Below are 19,849 nucleotides of genomic sequence, written 5' to 3' on the forward strand. Positions count from 1 at the left end.
GGCAGCAAATTATGTGCCGGAGGTGACCTGGATGCGGGCGCCTACTCTGCGAGTGCCCGCGCCAGCCCCAGCAGCACCTCGTCCGAACCGCGCCACCCGATCAGCGACACGCCGACCGGGATGCCATCATGGCTGGCGAGCGGCAGGTTGATCTGCGGCAGCCCGGTCAGGCCGGCGATACAGGTCAGCTCGATGATCCGGCCGACTGCCGTGGTCATCTGGGTGAAGCTCTCCTCGCGGCCGGGCGGCAGGATCGGGGTGGTGGGCAGGCACAGCACGGCGTCTTGGCCGAGCAGGCCTTCCAGCCGAGCCCGCGCCTTCTCCCGGAAGGCCTTCGGGCCGACGAGTTCCTCGTCGGAGATCAGGCTGGCCATGGTGATGCTGCGGCCGACCTCGATCGAAAAGCGCGGCACGCAGCGCTCCACCCACGGCCGGAAGGTACGGCCGAACTCGCCGGCCTGCAGCTTGCGCTGGTTCTCCCACCAGGCAGGAAGATCGCCCTCGCCCAGCTCGACCTCGCCCGTTTGCACGAACGAACCCGAGACTTTCTCCAGCACCGGTGCCAGCGCCGAGCGCACCTGGGGCACGGCGATGTCGAAGCAGTCCGTCGCGAGCAGCAGTTTCGCCGGCCGGATCTCGGAAGCCGGCGCCTGCAGCAGCACCTCGCCGACCTTCACGAAGGTCTCGGCATCCCGGGCGAACCAGCCACAGGTGTCGAAGCTGGGCGACTGGGTGTCCATACCCTCCACGGAGATCCGGCCGTGGGTCGGGCGCAGTCCGTACAGGCCGCAGAAGCTGGCAGGGGTACGCACCGAGCCGCCTGAATCCGTGCCGAGCGCCGTGTCGACCAGACCGCCGGCCACCGCCGAGGCGGAGCCGCTGGACGAGCCGCCCGGCACCCGCCCGGGGGCGCTGGGATTGACCGGCGTGCCGTAGAACTGGTTGCGGCCGAGCAGGCCCAGCGAGATCTCGTCGGTGATGGTCTTGCCGACCAGCGTGGCGCCGGCATCCAGCAGGGCCTGTACCGCCCAGGCATGCCGGCGCGCCGGCGGATGGGTGCGCTCCCAGTCCGGGTTGCCCCCGCCGGTGCGGTAGCCGGCCACCGCGAACAAGTCCTTGGCGGCAAACGACAGGCCCGCCAGCGGGCCTGTCCTCGCACCTTGGACGACGCAATCGACATGCGGCACGAACGCGCCGAGTTCGTCCTTCATCCTTGGTCTCAGGCTTTCTTGATCGTGCGGTAGTCGATGTGCTGGTGGAACCAGTACACGTAGTTCTCGATGTTCGGCTGCATCGCCACGTCGCCGAACAGCTGCGCCAGCGGGATGCGCGGCACGTCGGCCATCACGATGTTGACCATGTTGGTCAGCGCCTCCTTGTAGGCGGCGTCGTCCGTGGCGAAGCGGGCGATCTCGATCTGCTCGTCGAGCTCCGGGTTCACGTAGTTGCAGGTGTTGAAGACCGAATTGTTGCCGCCGTGATAGGTCCAGAAGAAGTGGTACTCGGGATAGTCGAGCCAGGGGTAGAACTCGGCGATCACGAAGGGCATGCTCTTGGACGCCATGTTGGCGAACCAGTTCGCCCCCGGCACCTTCTCCAGCGTGACCTTGATGCCAATCTTGCCCAGCGATTCCTGGACCAGCAGTGCGATCGGCTCGCGCGTGGTTGCCTGGCTCAGGTCATAGGACAAGGTGGTCTCGAACCCGTCGGCGAGGCCCGCCTCAGCCAGCAGCGCCTTGGCCTTGTCGAGATCGGTCGAGAACGGCGAGGGGGTCGGCCAGGTCGGCGGGAAGCTGGTGGTCGAGGGATCGGCGCCGAACATCGGCACGCCGCGGTTGTAGAGGGCGCCGTCCATGATCTGCTGGTAGGGGATCGCATGGGCGATCGCCTGGCGGACCTTGAGGTTGTCGAACGGCTTCATCTGCACGTTCATGTCGATGAACAGCAGATCGCCCTGGACCGGGGTGCCGACCACCTTGACCGTGTCGCTGGTCGCCATCTCGGCATAGTCCTTGGGCGGGAGGCCCACCGAGATGTCGACATCGCCCTTCTCCAGCAGCGCCCGGCGGGTGCCGGGGGAGGCGATCTGGCGGAACACGATGCGCTTGAGCTGCGGGGTCGGGCCGGACTTCCAGTCGTCGAACCGGGTCAGCACCAGCTGGTCGCCGGGCTTCCAGCTCTGCACCATGTAGCCGCCGCCGCCGGCGTCGTTGCGCTGGGTCCATTCCAGGCCCCAGGGATCCGCCTCGGTGACGTGCTCCATCACCAGCTTCTTGTTGACGATGCAGGGCACCGGCACCGCGCAGTCGGGCAGGCTCAGCTTGTTGGCCTTCTCGAAGGTGATCTTGAAGGTGTGGTCGTCCACCACCGAGAACTGGTCGGGGCTGGACAGCGAGCCCGCCGCCATCTGGATGGCCGGGAAGCCGCCGGCGGCCACCGCGCGGTCGAACGACCACTTCACGTCCTCGGCGGTGACCGGGCTGCCGTCGTGGAAGGTCGCGTCCTGGCGCAGGTGGAAGATCAGGGTCTTGCCCTCGTCCAGCACTTCCCAGCTCTCCGCCAGTTCCGGCTCGAACACGGAGGCGTCATAGCCCGTGGCCCCGTTCGGCATGGTCTTGGTGCCGTGGGTGACCAGGCGGTCGTACACGTTCCAGGCGACCATGCGCGCCTGGTCGTTGGCCGACGGCAGCATGGTGTCGAGAGAGTTCGGGCCCATCTCGTTGACCAGGATCAGCACGTCCTTGGGCGTGGCGGCGCCCGCCTTCGGGATGCCCATGGCGGCGACCGATGCGCCGCCGGCCATGAGGCCGAGATAGGTGCGGCGATCCAGCTTGATCATGCTCAGGTCTCCGTAAGTAGCGTCAGGAGGGCAGGGCGTTGTTCGTGGCGCCCATCGGCAGGCCGAGGGCGCGGTGATAGGCGTGGCCGAATCCGAGGATCCGGCTGTCCTGGAAGGGCGGGGCGATGAACATCAGGCCCTGGGGCAGGCCGTCGGGGCGGAAGCCGTTGGGCACGGCCAGCGCACAGAACTCCATGAGGTTCACGAAGTTCGTGTAGGTGCCCATGATCGCGTTGCGCTCGATGTTCTTCTCGAGCAGTTCCGCGATCGTGAAGGTCGTGGGCGTGGTGGGGGTCACCATCACGTCGACGTCCTGGAACAGCTTCATCGCGATCTTGCGATAGCGGGCGAGCTTGTACTGGGCGACGAAGACGTCCGCGGCCGAATAGTTCGTGCCCCAGGACAGGATCTCGCGCGTGGCCGGGTGGAACCGCTCGCCGCACTTCTCCCAGACGGGCTTCAGGTTGGCGTAGCGCCTGGCGATGAAGGCGTCCTCGTAGAGGAGCCTGGCGGCGGCTTGGAACGGCGCGTAGTCGAACGTGACCGCAGTCCCGCCCATGGCTTCCAGGCGGCCGATCGCGGCTTCGAACAGGGCTTCGGCAGCTGTGTCGCCGAAGAACAGGCGGCTTTCCCTGGAGGGCACCGCGAAGCGGAAGCGGGCCGGTGGCGGGTCGATCTTCAGGTCGAAGGCCGCTGCTTCCGGCAGGGAGAGCGGGTCGTCCTCCACGTGCTGGATCAACTGGCGGACGGCGTGGACGTTGTCCTCGACGGTCAGGGTCAGGACGGTGTGGCTGGCGCCCATGCCGGCGGCGGAGATGCCGAGCGGGACCAGGCCGTTGGTGGGCTTCAGGCCCACCAGGTTCTGCAGGGCGGCCGGCACGCGGCCCGAGCCTGCGGCATCGCCGCCCAGCGCGAAGCTGACCAGGCCGGCGGCGACCACCACGCCGCCGCCCGAGGTCGAGCCGCCGGAGATGTAGTCCTGGTCGAACACGCAGGACGGAATGCCGTAGTCGGTGCGCACGCCGACCACGCCCATGCCGAACTGGTCCATGTTGTTGCGGCCGATCGCGATCGCGCCCTTGTCGAGCAGGCGCTGGACGATCGGGTCGGTCCGGGTGGCTAGGTACTCGCTCGCCCGGCAGGCATTGTTGGTGGGGTAGCCCGCGAGGTCGAAGTTTTCCTTGATGCCGAACGGCAGGCCGATCAGCGGGTGCGTGTCCGGCGAAGCACCGGACGCTTCCAGCTCGGCTGCGGCCGCCAGCGCCCGCTCGCGCGGGATGATCAGCGTCCAGGCCGGATCCGGGCCACGCGCGGCGATGCGGTCGTAGACGGCGGCGATCACCTGGGAGGGTGTCAGCGTGCCTGCGCGGTAGGCGGCGTGCAGGGTGCGGAAGTCGAGGCTTCCGGTCTCAGGGGACCAGGTCATCGGGTCAGAGGCCCAGTTCGGCGACGAGCGGGGGCCAGGAGTCCTTCCAGGGCTTCGCCTGTTCGAAGGCGGCCGAGGCCTTGAGGACCATCGGGTCGTCCAGGTGGCGGCCCACGATCTGCAGGCCCACCGGCAGGCGGTCCTTGGTGAAGCCGGCCGGGATGGAGGCCGCGGGCTGGCCCGTCAGGTTCATGATGTAGGTGAACGCTAGCCAGTCGCCGCTGGTCACCATCCTGCCCTCGATGATCTCCGGCCCCTGCATGTGCACCGGGAAGGGCGGCACGGCGAGGGTCGGGGTGAGCAGCAGGTCGTAGCGCTGCATGAAGCGCCACATCTTGTTGACCACCATCTTGCGCACGGTCTTGGCGTCGGTGAACTCGGCGCCGGTCCATTCCTTGCTGACCAGCGCCAGGAGGTGCGGGGAAACCTCCTTCTCGCGGCCCTGGATCATCCTGCGCATGCCGGAGAGGTCGCTCTCGGCCGCGACCAGCGTCCAGAAAGAGGGGAAGGGGTCCTCCCAGCTGGGATGGGCCTCCTCCACGATGCAGCCCAGGTCCTCGAAGACCTTCACGGCCTCGCCCACCACGCGGCGCACCTCGGGATCGACCGGCGCATAGCCCCAGTCGGCGCTGTAGGCGACCCGCAGGCCCTTGAGCGACGCGGGCTTGGCAACCTCGTTCCAGTCGAAGTCAGGCCTGGGCAGGGAGTAGCGGTCACGCATGTCCGGGCCAGATGCGATCACGCTCAGCATCAGCGCCGAATCGGCCACCGTGCGGCTCATCGGACCGATATGCTCCAGGGACTCCCAGCTCGACACGCCCGGGTATCGCTCGTCGCGGCAGCCGGGATAGAGCGGCACCCGGCCCATCGACGCCTTCATGCCATAGAGGCCGGAATGGGCCGCCGGGATGCGGATCGAGCCCCCGCCGTCCGAGCCGATCGCAAACGGGGACACGCCGCAGGCCACCGAGGCGCCGGAGCCGGCCGAGGAGCCGCCTGGCGTCAGCGCCAGGTTCCAGGGATTGCGGGTGGTCTCGAACACCGGGTTGTGGCCGACGCCGCTGTAGCCGAACTCCGGCACGTTGGTCTTGCCGAGGATGACGGCGCCGGCGTCCGTCAGGCGCTCGACGACGATGTCGTCCTCCTCGGGCACGAAGTCCTCGTAGAACTTCGAGCCCATGACGGTGCGGATGCCCTTGGTCGCGACCAGGTCCTTGATGCCGATCGGCACCCCGGCGAGCGGCCCGGGATCCTCGCCGGCCGCAACCTTGCGGTCGACCTCGGCGGCAGCGGCGCGGGCGACGTCGGGGGTGGGCACGCAGTAGGCGTGGATGTGGGGCTCCAGCTTCTCCATGCGGCGGAGTGCTGCCTCAGTGACCTCGGCGGCGGAGAACTGCTTGGTCCGGATCTTCTGCGCCAGCTCCGTGGCGGGCAGGCGCGCGATCTCGTTGTCGGTGCTTGAGGACATCGTCGGATCCAGTGGCTTGGTCAGGCGGCGGAGACAAAATGACAGGCAGCCTCGTGCTGCCGGCCGGCGGGCCTGAGCAGGGGAGCCTGCTCGGTGCAGGCGGTCGTGCCCATCGGGCATCGGCCGTAGAAGCGGCAGACCCTGGGGTCGGGATCAATCGGGCTGCGCGGGCTGCCTTCCAGGCGCGGCGGATGCTTGCCCCGATGGGTCGGGTCGGGGATCGCAGCCAGCAGGGCGCGCGTGTAGGGGTGCTTCGGCTCGCGGAAGAGTTCCTCGGCCGGCGCCGTCTCGATGGCCTTGCCCAGATACATGACGACCACCCGCTCGCAGAGCAGGCGGACCACGTTCAGGTCATGGGAGACGAACAGGTAGCTCATCCCCAGCCGGTCGCGCAGATCGGCCAGCAGGCGCAGGATGACGGCTTGGACCGACACGTCCAGGGCAGAGGTCGGCTCGTCCAGGATCAGCAGCGCCGGCTCCACTGCGATGGCGCGGGCAATGCCGACCCGGGCGCGCTGGCCGCCGGAAAGCTGGTGCGGGTAGCGGCCGATCAGTTCCTGCGGCAATCCCACCAGATCGACCGCCTTGCGCACGCGCTCCTCCAACTCGGCCCGGCTCCTGGGCCGGACCAGCAGGCGGATCGGGTCGGCGATCGCCTCGAACACCTTGAAGTGCGGGTTCAGGCTTTCGGTCGGGTCCTGGAACACCACCTGGATGCGAGCGCGTTCCGGCGACCTGACGAACTTGCCCAGCGGAATCGCGCCGATGTCCTGGCCATCGAAGCGGATCGTGCCGCCGGACGGGTCGGTGAGGCGGGCAAGCAAGCGGGCCAAGGTCGACTTGCCGCAACCGGATTCGCCGACCAGTCCCACGCTCTCGCCGCGGTTCACCACCAGGTCGACGCCATCGACCGCATGCAGCGTGCCGCGCTTCTTGCCCTCGCCAGTCGGGTAGAATTTCTGCAAGCCGCGTACTTCGAGGAGGGGGGTCATGCAGGCCGCCAGCATCGGACGAGGTGGTCGCCGGCAAGCTCGGTCACCGGCAGGGGCTGTGCGTCGCAGGTCTCGATCCGCCGCTCGCAGCGGTCGCGGAACCGGCAGAACGGCAGGTCGGCGCGGCGCAGGTCGGGCAGGCCGCCGGGGATCGAGCCCAGGTCGGAAATGGCCCCGGCGGCCGCCGGGGTCGCCGCGATCAGCTTGGCGCTGTACGGATGCGCCGCCTGGGCGAGCAGCGTCTCCGTCGGAGCGTCCTCGACCGTGTGGCCGGCATGCATGACCACGATCCGGTCGCAGTATTCGCCGGCCAGGCCCAGGTCATGGGTGATCAGGAGCGCCCCCATCCGGGTCTGGTCGACCATCTCCCGGATCAGGTCCATGACCACCGCCTGGGTGGTGACGTCCAGGCCGGTCGTGGGCTCGTCCGCGATCAGCAGCATCGGCTCGCAGGCCAGCGCCATGGCGATCATGACCCGCTGGCACATGCCGCCGGAGAGTTCGAACGGATAGGCATCGTAGCGGCGTGCGGCATCGGGGATACGGACCCGCTCCAGGGCCTCGATCGCCTTCTTCCTGGCGTCGCGGCCGGTGACCGGGCCATGGCGGCGCAGCACGTCCTCGATCTGCCTGCCGACCTTGCGGATCGGGTTCAGCGCCGTGCGCGGGCTCTGGAAGATCATCGAGATCTCCCGGCCGCGCATGGCCCGCATCGCCGCCCCGTTCTGTGCGAGCAGGTCGGCGCCGGCGAAATGCATCGTGCCGCCGCCGATCTCGGCCGTGTTCTCCAGCAGGCCCATGATCGCGAAGGCGCTCACGGACTTGCCGGAGCCGCTCTCGCCGACGATGCCCAGGATCTCGCCGCGGTCGATGTGGAAGGAGACGTCCTGGAGCGCCTTCACCCGGCCCTCACGGGTGCGGAAGTCCAGGGACAGGCGGTCGACATTCAGGAGGGGCTGGCTCACGAGCACCTCCCATTCAGCCTAGGCAACGCCTTCATGTGCGCCTCCGGGGATCGATCATGTCGCGCAGCCCGTCGCCCAGGAGGTTGAAGCAGAACACCGCCAGCACGAGCGCCATGCCGGGAAACACGAAGGTCCACCACTCGCCGGAGAAGATATAGCTGGCGCCCTCGGACACCATGATCCCCCATTCCGCCTCCGGCGGGCGCACCCCTAGGCCGATGAAGGACAGGCCGGCGGCGTTCAGGATCGCCCAGCCCATGTTGAGCGAAGCCTGCACCATCATGGGCGGCAGGATGTTCGGGACGATGTGCCGGGCGAGGATGCGGGCCGAGCCGTTGCCGCCCATTCGCGCCGCTTCGACATAGGGCGCATCACGGCGGACATTCACTTCGGCTCGGGCATAGCGGCCGTAGAAGGGCAGGTTGATGATGATGGTCGCGATGATGATGTTGACCACGCTGTTGCCCAGCGCCGCCACGATGCCCATCGCCAGCACGAACAAAGGGAATGCCATGATCGTGTCGAACACCCGGCCGATCATCTGGTCGACGAAGCCGCCGCGGTAGCCGGCGATGGCTCCCAGGCCCGTGCCCAGCACGAAGGACACCGCGACGGCGGTGACGGCCATGCCCAGGTCCAGGCGGGCCGCCACCACGACGCGGCTGAAGATGTCGCGGCCCAGATGGTCGGTGCCGAACCAGTGCTGCCAGGAAGGCGGCACCATGCGCGCCTGGGAATCGGTCATCAGCGGGTCGTAGGGCACCACCGATGGCCCGATCACCGCGCAGAGCACCAGGAAGGTGAAGATCACGAAGGCCAGCAGCGTCAGCGGGTTCTCGCCGAACGCGTGACGGGTGTCCTTGGCGAAGGTCGCGAGGGTCATGCGGTCAGCTCTCGAAGCGCACGCGCGGGTCGATCATTCCGGCGACCAGGTCGACCACGAGGTTCAGCAGCACGTAGATCACCGCCATCATCAGGATGAAGCCCTGCACGGCGGCGTAGTCCGAGGCGATCACCGCGCTCACCGCATAGGCCCCGATCCCGGGCCAGCCGAACACCTGCTCGATCAGCACGTTCGACCCGAGCAGGAACGAGAAGATCATGCCCATGATGTTGGTGATCGAGAGCAGGGCGTTGCGGAAGGCGTAGGCGAACAGGATGGTGGAGGCCGCCAGGCCGTTGGCGCGTGCGGTGCGGACGAAGTCGCTGCCCAGCGCCGTCAGCATCGCAGCGCGGGTCATCCGGGCGATCGGGGCCAGCGCGAACATGGCGAGCGCGATCGAGGGCAGGACCAACTGCGCCAGGGAACCGTGAAAGGCTTCGGTGTCACCGGCGATCAGCGTGTCGATCAGGTAGAAGCCCGTCACCGGATCGGGGGCGACGAAGTAGATCTCGTCGATCCGGCCCAGGGGCTGGGGCGCCCAGCCCAGCAGGTAGTAGAAGACATAGACCAGCAGCAGGGCGACGAAGAAGGTGGGGAAGGCGGCTGCGACCGTGACGGCGCCCCGGCAGAAATGGTCGACCAGCGAGTTCGGCCGGGCCGCGGCGAACACGCCCAGCGGCACCGCGATCAGGATCGCCAGGATCAGTGCGGAGAAGGTCAGTTCCATCGAAGCCGGCAGGCGCTGGATCAGGTCGTCCATCACCTGCTGCCCGGTGGTGAGCGAGGTGCCGAGGCTGCCCCGGGCGAGATCCAGGACATACACGACGAACTGCTCCGGCAAGCTCTTGTCGAGGCCCAGGCTCTCCCGGACCTGCCGCACCGATTCGGCATTGGCGGCCGGGCCCGCGAAATAAACGGCGGGATCGCCCGGCAGGGCACGCGACAGGAGGAACGTCGCGATGATCACGCCGATCAGGCTGGGGATGGCGGACGCTACGCGGCGCAAGATGTAGCTGGCGGGCAGGGGAGTGCTCCTCGCTGCGGGACCAGGTCAGGCGACCTTTGTGGCAGGGAGGCAGCAAGCGACATGCCATTCCGGGCGCCTTAGCGAGGCGATGTGGTGTCGATGTGGGATTCGAGGAGTTTGCGCAGGCCAGAGAGCCCGGCGTGAACGAGAGGCTGCCGCCGGAGCGTGCAGGTGATCATGAATGAAGCAGGAACGGCGCCACCCGAAGCGTTGCGCCGGGATCCTCCGTCAAGCGGCGGAGGATCCCGGCGTCGAGCCTAGCTCAGGAAGCGGCGGGCGCCGTCACGGTCTTGCCACGCCGGCCGGCCAGCCAGCGGCAGACCACGTAGAACACCGGCGTGAACAACAGCCCGAACAGGGTCACGCCCAGCATGCCCGCGAACACGGTGGTGCCCAGCGTGCGCCGCATCTCGGCGCCGGCGCCGGAACTGAGCATCAGCGGCACCACGCCCAGGATGAAGGCCATCGAGGTCATCACGATCGGGCGCAGGCGCGTGCGTGCCGCCTCCACGGCGGCATCCAGCCGGTTCATGCCGTGTTCCTCGGCCTGCTTGGCGAACTCCACGATCAGGATCGCGTTCTTCGCCGCCAGGCCGATCAGCACCACCAGGCCGATCTGCACCAGGATGTCGTTGGCAAACCCGCCGGCAAGCACGCCGGTGATCGCCGCCAGGATGCACATCGGCACGATCAGCACGACCGCCAGCGGCAGCAGCCAGCTCTCATAGAGGGCGGCCAGCACCAGGAACACGAACACCACCGCAGCCCCGAAGGCGAAGATCGCGGTGTTGCCCGCCAGCTTTTCCTGCAGGGACAGCTCGGTCCACTGGAAGGCGAAGCCGGTCGGCAGGATGTCGGTCGCCAGCCGCTCCATCTTGTCCAGCGCCTGGGCGCTGGAGGTGCCGGGCAGGGTGGAGCCCTGCACCTCCGCCGCCGGATAGAGATTGTAGCGCGGTACCCGGTACGGACCGGTGATGTCGCGGAAGCTGGCGACCGAGCCCAGCGGCACCATGGCGCCGTTGTCGCTGCGGGTCTTCAGCCGCGCCACGTCGCGCGGGTCGCGGCGGTAGGGCCAGTCGGCCTGGGCGGTGACGCGGAAGGTCCGCCCGGCGAGGTTGTAGTCGTTGACGTAGGCGGAGCCGAGATAGACCTCCAGCGCCTCGAACACCCGGGACGCCGGCACCTCCAGCATTTCCGCCTGCACCCGGTCGATGTCGGCGAACACCTTCGGCGTCTTCGTGCTGAACAGGGAGAACACCGAGGTGAGCCCGGGCTCCTGGTTGGCCGCCTGGGCCAGCGCCTGGGTGGCTTCCTCCAAGGACGGCAGGCCGCGGCCGTTGCGGTCCTGGATCATCATCTTGAAGCCACCGCCCGTGCCCAGGCCGCGGACCGGCGGCGGCATCAGGCTGAACACCATGGCTTCCTGGACGCCCCCGAGCCGCTGGCGCAGGTCGTTCAGGATGGTCTGGGCGTCCAGGCCCTCCGCGACACGCTCGGGGAAGGGCTGCAAAGGCGAGAAGATGGCGCCGCCGCTCGGCGTGTTGGTGAAGGTGGCGCCATCGAAGCCGGCGAACGCCACGCTGTGCGCGACGCCCGGGGTTTCCCGCACCATCTGGGCGACCTTGCGCACGACCTCGTCAGTGCGGGCCAGGGAGGAGCCTGGAGGCAGCTGGACCACCGTGATCAGGTAGCCCTGGTCCTGCTCCGGGATGAACCCGCCTGGAGCCCGTTCCACCTGGTACCAGGTCAGGCCGATCAGCCCGGCATAGACGACCAGCACCAGGGCCGACATCCGCACCATGCGCCGGGTCAGTCCCGCATAGCCGCCGGACACCCGGTCGAACACCCGGTCGAAGCCGCGGAAGAAGGCGTGGACCGGGCGGGTGAACAGGTTCGGCTTCGCCTGAGCGGAATGCGGCTTGAGCAGGAGCGCCGCCAGCGCGGGGCTGAGGGTCAGCGAGACGATCAGCGAGATGCCGGTCGCCGCGGCGATGGTGAGCGCGAACTGGCGGTAGAACTGGCCGGAGATGCCGGTGATGAACGCGGTGGGCACGAACACCGCGATCAGGACCAGGGCGATCGCCACCAGGGCGGTGCCGACTTCGTCCATGGTCTTGTGCGCCGCCTCCTTGGGCGTCATGCCGGCAGCCAGGTTGCGCTCGACGTTCTCCACCACGACGATCGCATCGTCGACCACGATGCCGATCGCCAGCACCAGGCCGAATAGCGACAGGTTGTTCAAGGAGAAGCCGATCGCGGCCATCACCGCAAAGGTGCCGATCAGGGAGACCGGAATCGCGATGATCGGGATGATCGACGCGCGCCAGGTCTTCAGGAACAGGATCACGACGATCACGACCAGCACGATCGCCTCGATGATGGTCTTGTAGACCTCGTGCACCGATTCGGAGATGAACACGGTCGGGTCGTAGACGATCCGGTATTCCAGCCCGTCCGGGAAGCTGGCGGAGAGCTCCTGCATGGTGGCGCGCAGCTTCTCCGCGGTCGCCAGCGCATTGGAGCCCGGGCGCTGGAACACCAGGAGCGGCAGGGCCTGGTCCTCGTCCAGATAGCCGATGGTGGAATAGTCGACCGCGCCCACCTCGACCCGCGCCACGTCGCGGACCCGGGTCACCCGGCCGCTGCCATCGGTCTTGATGACGATGTTGGCGAATTCCTTCGGCTCCACCAGACGGCCCTTGGTTTCCAGGTTGAGCTGGAAATCGCCCGGAGACGTGGTCGGCGGCTGGTTCAGGATGCCGGACGCGACCTGGACGTTCTGGGCGCGCAGAGCCTCGACGATCTCGCCGGGCGTCAGGTCGAGGGCAGCGGCGCGCTCCGGGTCGATCCAGACCCTCATCGAATACTCGCGCGAGCCGAACAGGCGCACGTCGCCGACCCCGTCCAGGCGCGCCAGGACATCGCGAACCTGCAGGACCGCGTAGTTGGACAAATAGAGCAGGTCGACCTTGTCGTTCGTCGCCAGCAGATGGATCACCATCAGCATGTCCGGCGAGCTTTTCTGGGTGGTGATGCCGAGCCTGCGCACCTCCTCCGGCAGGCTCGCCTCGGCGATCGCGACCCGGTTCTGGACGAGCACCTGCGCCTTATCCAGGTCGGTACCCAGCTGGAAGGCGATGGTGATGGTGAGGGCGCCATCCGCGGTGGATTGCGAGGACATGTAGAGCATGTCCTCCACGCCATTGATCTCCTGCTCCAGAGGCGCCGCGACCGTGTCGGCCACGGTCTCCGCGGAGGCGCCGGGATAGTTGGCGGTGACTGTCACGGTCGGCGGTGCGACCTCGGGATACTGGGCGACCGGCAGGCCCCAGTAGGCGATGGCGCCGACGATGGTGATGACGATCGAGATGACCGCCGCGAAGATCGGGCGGTCCACGAAGACATGGGTGAAGCGCATCGGCCGTTCCTCAGTCTTCGTTCGCGGCAAGCTCGACCGTGCCGGCCTGCGGGGTGACCTTCTCCCCCGGCCGGGCGCGGACCAGCCCGTCGATGATCACGTCGTCGTCGGCGGTGATGCCCTCGCGCACCACGCGCAGCCCGTCATGGAGCGGGCCAGGGCGGATCACCTTTGCCTGGACCGTGCCTTCTTCATCAACCGTCATCAGCAGCTTGCGCGCCTGGTCGCTGACCACGGCGCGATCCGGCACCAGGATTGCCTGGTAGGGCTCGGAGCCGGGCAGGCCCAGCCGCCCGAACTGGCCGGGAGTGAGGAAAAGGCCAGGATTCTGCACGATCGCGCGTGCGCGCATGGTTCCGCTGGCCGGGTCGATCCGGTTGTCGAGAAAGTCGAGCGTGCCGGTGAGGGTCCATTCCTTCTCGTCCGGCAGGCGCAGGGCCACCTCGACCTTGCCATCGCGCTGGGAAGCCATCCGGCCCTCCGCCGCGGCCCGGGAGTAGGCCAGGAACTCGGTCTCGCTCATGTCGAAGTCGAAATAGATCGGGTCGAGCGCCACGATCGTGGTGAGCACGGTGGCGGCCGGCTCGCCGCTCACGAGGTTGCCGATATCCACCAGACGACGCGAAATCCGGCCGTCCAAGGGCGCCCGCACCTCCGTGAACTCGAGGTCCAGCTTGGCCTTGTCGAGGGCAGCCTCGGCAGCCAGGACGCCGGCATCGGCGATCTGCTTGTCCTGCAGGCGCTGATCGAAGGTCGCCTTGGCGACGGCCGAGCTTGAGACCAGCGCACGCGACCGCTCCAGGTCGGTCACCGCCAGCTGCTGTCTCGCCTTGGCGCTGGCGAGATCGGCTTCCGCCTCATGCAGGGCGTTCTGGAACGGGCGCTGGTCGATGACGAACAGAAGATCACCGGTCTTGACCATCTGCCCGTCGGTGAAGGCGATCTTGTCGAGATAGCCGGAGACGCGGGCGCGGACGTCCACGCTGGCGGCCGGGTTGAACCGGCCGGTGAACTCGTCCCGGTCGACGATCTGCTGCACCAGGGGCTTGGCGACGGTCACTTCCGGAGGCGGCGGCGCAGCCGACTGCTGTTCCTCCTCCGTGCCGCAGCTGGCGAGGAGCGCCAGCACGCCCGCGGCAATGCCGAAGCGGCGAATACTCCCGATCGTCATCTAGCGTCCTCCGAAGGATCGACGTCAGCTCGGAGCAAGCGGCAGCCCACCGGCTGTAGTTCATGCTGTGCCATAGGCGGGGCCATGACAGTTCCGGTCAATTCTTTCCTGTACGAATCCTTCAGGAATGGAGCCGGGGTGGGATGTCTCCGCGCGGGGAGAGGGAGGCTGCACGGTGTCGGCACGTACCGATCCCTATATCTTAGCGATCGTTACGAAATGGGAAGCCGGGCCGGAGGTTCAACCAACGATGCTGGCGAAACTTTCTCCGGCCAAACCGGCTTGGTCCGGCTGTGGCCGGTGATCTTGTCCTTGAGCAGCCACAGCATACCTAGGATCACGATGCCGGAATCCTCCACCACCAAGACGTGCCACCGCCCCAAGACCGGCCCGGCACGGGGACGACCTCGCTCCTTCGATCGCGACATTGCTCTGGACCAGGCGATGAGGCTGTTCTGGCGGCAGGGCTACGCCGCCACGTCGATCGCTGAACTCACCGCCGCGATGGGCATCAATCCACCCAGCCTGTATGGCGCATTCGGGGATAAGGAGCGGCTTTTCCTGGAAGCCGTCGAACGCTACCAGCGTTCGGCCGATGCCGCGGCCGAGCAAATCCTGGCCGAGGCTCCGACCGCCCGTGCCGCGATCGAGAACCTGCTGCGCTCGGTGGCCGAGCAGTTCACCTGCCCGGACCAGCCCTCCGGCTGCATGGTCGTCACTGCCGTCATGAACTGTCCCGATGCCGAAGGGCACCTGAAGGAGGTCATGGCCAGGATCCGTGCCGCTTCGGCGGGACGGATCTTGAACCGGATCCGCGACGCGATCGCCACCGGCGAACTGCCTGCCGATACCGACGCCGATGCTCTTGGCGCCTTCTTCGACACCGTTCTGCAGGGCATGACGATCCAGGCCCGCGACGGCGCCTCGCGCGCATCCCTTTGTGCCATCGCTGCCTGTGCGATGCGGGCCTGGCCGGATCGCCGCGCGGCCTCGGCGAAACCAACGGAAGATCGCCCCTAGGCTTGGCGGGCCCGGCGAGGCGGATGCGGCAACCTACTGCCCCCTTGCCGCGCCTTCGCGACGGGGATCGACGCCGCTCTCGAGCGTTTCATCGCCAATCAGGATCGCATGCAGGCCGCTGTTGAGCGGCTTGACCTGGACCTCCTGGCCGCGGGAACGCAAGGCTTCCTCCATGGCCGCGGCCTCCGTGCCGGCTTCCAGCTCGGCGGGGCCGTTGCGGCTCAGCACATGGCCCATGGCCACGGCTTCCTGCGGGCTCATGCCCCAGTCCAGCACGGCCACCAGCGCCTGCGCGACATAGCCGATGATCTGGCTGCCGCCCGGGGAGCCGATGAGAAGGACCGGCTCCCCGGCCTCGTCGAACACGATGGTCGGCGCCATCGAGCTGCGCGGGCGCTTGCCCGGCTGGACGCGATTGGCGACCGGCCGGCCCCCTTCCTCGGGGGCAAAGGAGAAGTCGGTCAGCTCGTTGTTGAGCAGGAAGCCTCCAACCATCATTCTGCTGCCGAACCCGCTCTCGATCGTCGTCGTCATCGAAATGGCGTTGCCGTCGTCGTCGACCACCACGAGATGGGACGTTCCCGGCAGCTTGTCGCTGTCGTCCGGCGCCAGCAACCCGGCTTCGCGCCAGGGCGGGTTGCCGGCGACCGCCTTCTCGATCGAGCTGTCCAGCCGGATCTGCTGGGCCCGGCTGGTCAGGTAGGCCTGGTCGAGCAGTCCCCGCACCGGCACCGACACGAAATCGTCGTCCGCCAGGAACAGGTTGCGATCGGCAAACGCCAGCTTGGAGGCCTCCACGAGTGCCTGCATGCCGTCCGCGGTCGGTCCCAGGCTCGGCAGATCGAAATGCTCCAGCAGGCCCAGGACCTGCAGCACGGCGACGCCGCCCGAGCTGGGCGGCCCCATGCCGCACACCTCATAGGCACGGTAAGGCCGGCAGACCGGGGGCCGCATGACGACCCGGTAGTCGGCGAGGTCCTGCCGGGTCATCGCGCCGGGATTGACCGGGGCGCTGCGCACCGTCTCCACCAGCGCATCGCCGATCCGGCCGCGATAGAGCGGCGCACTGCCTTCCTTGGCGATCTGGCGAAGGGTTGCTGCGAATTCCGGATTGCGCAGGACCGTGCCGGCGGCACGCGGCTTGCCGTCGGTGTCGAGGAAATAGGCGCGGGTCGCCGGGAACACGGCAAGTTCAGCGGCGCTGTCGGCGATGGCGCCGGCCAGACGCGGCGAGATTTCGAAGCCGTGCTCGGCCAGGCGCACCGCAGGCGCCACGAGTTCGGCGAACGGCAGGCGTCCGTGCAGCCGGTGCGCGAGTTCCATCAGGGCAAGCGTTCCCGGCACGCCCACCGAACGTCCTCCCGGCACCGCGTCCGCAAATGCCATCGGCGTGCCGTCCCCGGCCATGAACAGTTCGGGAGTGGCCGCCATGGGCGCTTTCTCGCGGCCATCGAAGCTGGTCAGCTCGCCGGCCTGCTCGTCCCAGTGCAGCAGGAATGCACCGCCGCCGATGCCCGACGACTGCGGCTCCACCAGGTTCAGGACGAGCTGCGCGGCTATCATCGCGTCGACGGCACTGCCGCCGCGCGCCAGGATGGCCTCGCCTGCCTCGGTCGCGAGCGGATTGGCGGTCACGATCATGTGCCGGGATGCGGTGACCGCCTCGCGTTCGGCCCGGCCACTCGGCGCTTCCGGCGGCGGTGGCTCCTGGGCCGGAGCGGCGGGAGCCAACAGCAGCAGCATCGCCAGCGGCATCACGATCCCGGTGGTGCGCAAGCTCATCGCCTATCCTTCCACTATCCAACGTGAAGTCCGCAGGCCGATCCTCGGCAGGTATCCACCGGTCCGGGCAACACGGCGCAGCCGACGCCTGGCAAGGGACGAGGTCAGGCTGGATGAGAGGGATGCCACCAGTCCGCCCAGGCCGGTGAGCAGCGCCATCATCCAGCCGCCGATCGTCGCCTGGACCCTTTTCCCGGCACGATAGACCCGGAATGCCGTCTTGCTGTTCTTGCCGACCAGGGTGAGCACCGCCTCGGTCGTCGGCCCCATCGCCTTGGCGATCCGCTGATAGAAGCTGAGATCGGCCAGATCGTCGGCCTGTTTGAGCACCGCCAGCGTGCCGGCAGTCCCGGCAGAGGCGTGGATGCGATAAAGGCGGCCGCCGACATGGCCCAGTTCCGTCGCCACCTCATGGCGTACGAGGCGGGCGGCGCGAGCCGGGGTAAGGTCCATGCTGCGGGCGGCCCGTCCGGCGGCCGGAAGATCCACCAGGGTCGTCCCGATCCGCCGGATATCGGCGCCTACGCCGGGGCTGACCTTCGCAAATCGCCCGGCCGTCTTCAGGAACGCCTTGCCGAAGCGGGCGGGGATCGCCTGCTGCGGCACCACGAAGGCCAGGGCGGTAAGGCTGAGGCCGAACACGGACAAGCCGAGCACGAACCGGTCGGGCTCGTCCGGAACGCCCAGCTGATAGGCGATGTCGCGCAGGTCGCCGGCTGGGGTGAGGTCCACCGCCAGCGCACCGGCCAGGCTGCCGAGGGAATCGCTCTGGCCAGTGGCACCGCCGCGCATCACCTCCACGGACTGCCGCAGGATGGTCGCCCGCCAGCTGGTCGCTTCCGCGAAGGACAGCATGGTCTCCGGCCGCAACGGGATGCCAAGCAGGCCTGCCGCCTCGACATGGATCCGCGCATGGTTGACGTCCCCCCGCTCCAGGGCCTCGCCAATCACGGTGTTGAAGTCGGTGCCGGCCGCCACCCGGGCAAGCTGGCCAAGCAAGGTCTGCTCGATGTCCCGGTCTTCGGCGGGTAGCTCGATGAACGGCTGCTCCACCACCCGGTCCACCAGGAGGGTCACCTGCTGGACCGCCAGGACGATGCATCCAAGGGAGATGGCGAACAGGCCGGCGCGCAGGGCAGCCTGCCTGGGCCAGGCCCTCGGCATCCGTCGCCAGAGCCGGGCCTGCGCCAGGGAAGCCGCCAGGGCCGAGAGAAGCAGGGGCGCTCGGTAGAACGAACCCCAGGCCTGGATCAGGCTCCACCCGTCGGGCAGGGTCTGGCGCAGCAGGGCCTGGGCCGCCGGCCAGGTCCAGTCGGCATGCCTGGCGGCCGCCATGGCGAAGGGCAGGACCAGCGCCAGCATGAAGACGAGCCAGGCGATCCGTGCCTGCCATCGGCAGGAGACGCCGTGATCGGGTTCGCGCTCCCGCGGGAGCGCGTCCATCGGGGCAGATGCCTCCATTGTTTCATCGCCACCCGGGCCGTGCCTTCAGCGCGCCGGCCAGTCTCCAGGAGCGCGTCAGCGGAAGCAACCCCCAGCACCGGCTGGCGCAGCCCTACCGATAGACGAGCACGGGGATCTTGGCCTGTGCCAGGACCTTCATCGTCACGCTGCCCAGCATCAACGCCGTGATTCCGCGCCGCCCGTGGGAGGCCATCGCGATGAGGTCGCATCCCCGGTTCAGGGCAGCGGTGAGGATCGCCTGGTCCGGATGCTCGTGCGTCACGTGCAGGACCCCGCAGTCGACATGCTTGTCCCGGGCATTGCGCTCGGCGGCGTCGAGGATCTCCTGCGCGTGCCGGGCAGCATGTTGGCGATATTCGTCGCGCGTGTCGGAGACCTGCTCCGGCGCCAGCGAGAACAGGTGAAAGGGCTCGATCACGGTCAGGACAGTCGCCCTGGCGCCGATCTCGCGGGCAAAGCCCAGGCTCCGGTCGAGGGCCGAGGAGGAAAGATGCGAGCCATCGGTGGGGATGAGGATATGGGTGAACAACGGCTTCTCCCTTCCATGAACCGAAAGGCGGCGGTGCTCCGGAAAGTTTGTCGGTGCGAGCCACCCTCCTGACGGCCTGCCCTGCTGCGCGCTCTTCGCAGCCGAGCCATCTCCCATCCTAGCATGCCGGACATCGAACCGAGCGACATAGGGTGCGCATCATCTGGCCGACCGGCTTTTTCTTGACCTGGATCAAGGCGGCGTCGGCCCATTGCGTTGATCCTGGCGCTGCCGCTCTTCCGGCGAGGGAGAAGGGCAGCGCAGGAGAGGAAAAGATGAGCGATGCCCATTCATCCTGGCGGGATCGGGGGATCGGCGAGACCGAGGAATGGCTGGCGGGAATCCAGAACCATTGCCGCCTGGGATCGGAGAGCCATGCCTTTTGTGCTCTGCGCGCAGTGCTTCACGCCCTGAGGGACAGGATGACCGTGGATCAGGTGGCCGATTTTGCGAGCGTGCTGCCGATGCCGGTCCTGGCGATCTACTATGAAGGCTGGGAACCGGCAGGAAAGCCCACGACCCGGCAGGAGATCGACGCATTTCTGGAGGATGTCGAGGCGGACCTGCCGCCGGGTTTCCCCTGCCGCAGCGATCTCGCGGCGCAGACCGTATGCGCGTTGCTCTGGAGAGAAGTCGACCCGATGAGGATGAACAGGGCCGCCCAGGCACTGCCGGTCCCGCTTCGATGCCTGGCGCCTTCCAGCATGGCCCGTTGAACGACGGGTACATGCCTGGCGGGTCATGCCGCCGCATGGTTCGTGACGTTCGCCGCTCCTGAGTGCATGGTCGGCTCCTCAAGGAGTCGCGTCCCAAGAAATGGCGACCGACATGAGAGCGGGAGGGCGAGATTGGTGCCGGGCATGGG

The 19,849-nt window shown here is 68.1% G+C and carries 15 protein-coding genes; 2 read left to right on the forward strand and 13 right to left on the reverse strand.

Translation table 11 applies throughout. The features are described from left to right. Positions 1-41 precede the first annotated feature (41 nt). The 10 genes from GEMRO_RS0113555 to GEMRO_RS0113600 all read right to left on the reverse strand — a co-directional run bounded on the left by GEMRO_RS0113555 (position 42) and on the right by GEMRO_RS0113600 (position 14,189). Positions 42-1,211, reverse strand: coding sequence for an amidase (locus GEMRO_RS0113555; protein ID WP_027134422.1), 1,170 nt, complete (start codon positions 1,209-1,211; stop codon positions 42-44). An 8-nt stretch (positions 1,212-1,219) separates the two neighbouring features. Next, complete coding sequence (locus GEMRO_RS0113560) at positions 1,220-2,839, reverse strand: ABC transporter substrate-binding protein (protein WP_035485307.1); 1,620 nt, start codon at positions 2,837-2,839, stop codon at positions 1,220-1,222. A gap of 22 nt (positions 2,840-2,861) precedes the next feature. Continuing rightward, a complete protein-coding gene (locus tag GEMRO_RS29555; RefSeq protein ID WP_051329046.1) occupies positions 2,862-4,265 on the reverse strand; it encodes an amidase family protein in 1,404 nt (467 codons plus the stop codon). A 4-nt stretch (positions 4,266-4,269) separates the two neighbouring features. After that, positions 4,270-5,733, reverse strand: coding sequence for an amidase (locus GEMRO_RS0113570; protein WP_051329047.1), 1,464 nt, complete (start codon positions 5,731-5,733; stop codon positions 4,270-4,272). 20 nt (positions 5,734-5,753) lie between these two features. Next, complete coding sequence (locus GEMRO_RS29560) at positions 5,754-6,725, reverse strand: ABC transporter ATP-binding protein (protein ID WP_035487211.1); 972 nt, start codon at positions 6,723-6,725, stop codon at positions 5,754-5,756. After that, positions 6,722-7,690, reverse strand: coding sequence for an ABC transporter ATP-binding protein (locus tag GEMRO_RS0113580; protein WP_027134425.1), 969 nt, complete (start codon positions 7,688-7,690; stop codon positions 6,722-6,724). Before GEMRO_RS0113580 ends, GEMRO_RS29560 begins: the two co-directional genes overlap by 4 nt. 31 nt (positions 7,691-7,721) lie before the next feature. Beyond that, entirely contained in the window at positions 7,722-8,573 is an 852-nt protein-coding gene (locus GEMRO_RS0113585; RefSeq protein WP_027134426.1) for an ABC transporter permease, read from the reverse strand. Between the two features lie 4 nt (positions 8,574-8,577). Beyond that, positions 8,578-9,582 (reverse strand): ABC transporter permease, encoded by a 1,005-nt coding sequence (locus GEMRO_RS0113590; protein WP_407645431.1) that lies wholly within the window; start codon positions 9,580-9,582, stop codon positions 8,578-8,580. Between the two features lie 280 nt (positions 9,583-9,862). Then, entirely contained in the window at positions 9,863-13,018 is a 3,156-nt protein-coding gene (locus tag GEMRO_RS0113595; protein ID WP_027134428.1) for an efflux RND transporter permease subunit, read from the reverse strand. Positions 13,019-13,028: 10 nt separating this feature from the next. Next, entirely contained in the window at positions 13,029-14,189 is a 1,161-nt protein-coding gene (locus tag GEMRO_RS0113600) for an efflux RND transporter periplasmic adaptor subunit (protein ID WP_027134429.1), read from the reverse strand. A 444-nt stretch (positions 14,190-14,633) separates the two neighbouring features. Between GEMRO_RS0113600 and GEMRO_RS0113605 the strand changes: the two genes are divergently transcribed. Further along, positions 14,634-15,209 (forward strand): TetR/AcrR family transcriptional regulator, encoded by a 576-nt coding sequence (locus tag GEMRO_RS0113605; protein WP_240476684.1) that lies wholly within the window; start codon positions 14,634-14,636, stop codon positions 15,207-15,209. 33 nt (positions 15,210-15,242) lie between these two features. On the opposite strand, the gene ggt is transcribed toward GEMRO_RS0113605, so the two are convergent. From ggt to GEMRO_RS0113620, 3 genes are all read right to left on the reverse strand, one after another. Next, positions 15,243-16,991 carry a gamma-glutamyltransferase gene (gene ggt / locus GEMRO_RS0113610; RefSeq protein ID WP_027134431.1) on the reverse strand — a complete coding sequence of 583 codons (1,749 nt, stop codon included), beginning with the start codon at positions 16,989-16,991 and terminating at the stop codon, positions 15,243-15,245. 3 nt (positions 16,992-16,994) lie between these two features. After that, on the reverse strand, positions 16,995-18,434 hold the full coding sequence (locus tag GEMRO_RS0113615; protein WP_027134432.1) for a hypothetical protein: 1,440 nt from the start codon (positions 18,432-18,434) through the stop codon (positions 16,995-16,997). 112 nt (positions 18,435-18,546) lie between these two features. Continuing rightward, positions 18,547-18,984, reverse strand: coding sequence for a universal stress protein (locus GEMRO_RS0113620; RefSeq protein ID WP_027134433.1), 438 nt, complete (start codon positions 18,982-18,984; stop codon positions 18,547-18,549). Positions 18,985-19,259: 275 nt separating this feature from the next. Between GEMRO_RS0113620 and GEMRO_RS0113625 the strand changes: the two genes are divergently transcribed. Beyond that, positions 19,260-19,700 carry a DUF2267 domain-containing protein gene (locus tag GEMRO_RS0113625; RefSeq protein WP_027134434.1) on the forward strand — a complete coding sequence of 147 codons (441 nt, stop codon included), beginning with the start codon at positions 19,260-19,262 and terminating at the stop codon, positions 19,698-19,700. The last annotated feature ends 149 nt before the right edge of the window (positions 19,701-19,849 follow it).

This window comes from Geminicoccus roseus DSM 18922, from assembly GCF_000427665.1.
GTDB lineage: Bacteria > Pseudomonadota > Alphaproteobacteria > Geminicoccales > Geminicoccaceae > Geminicoccus > Geminicoccus roseus.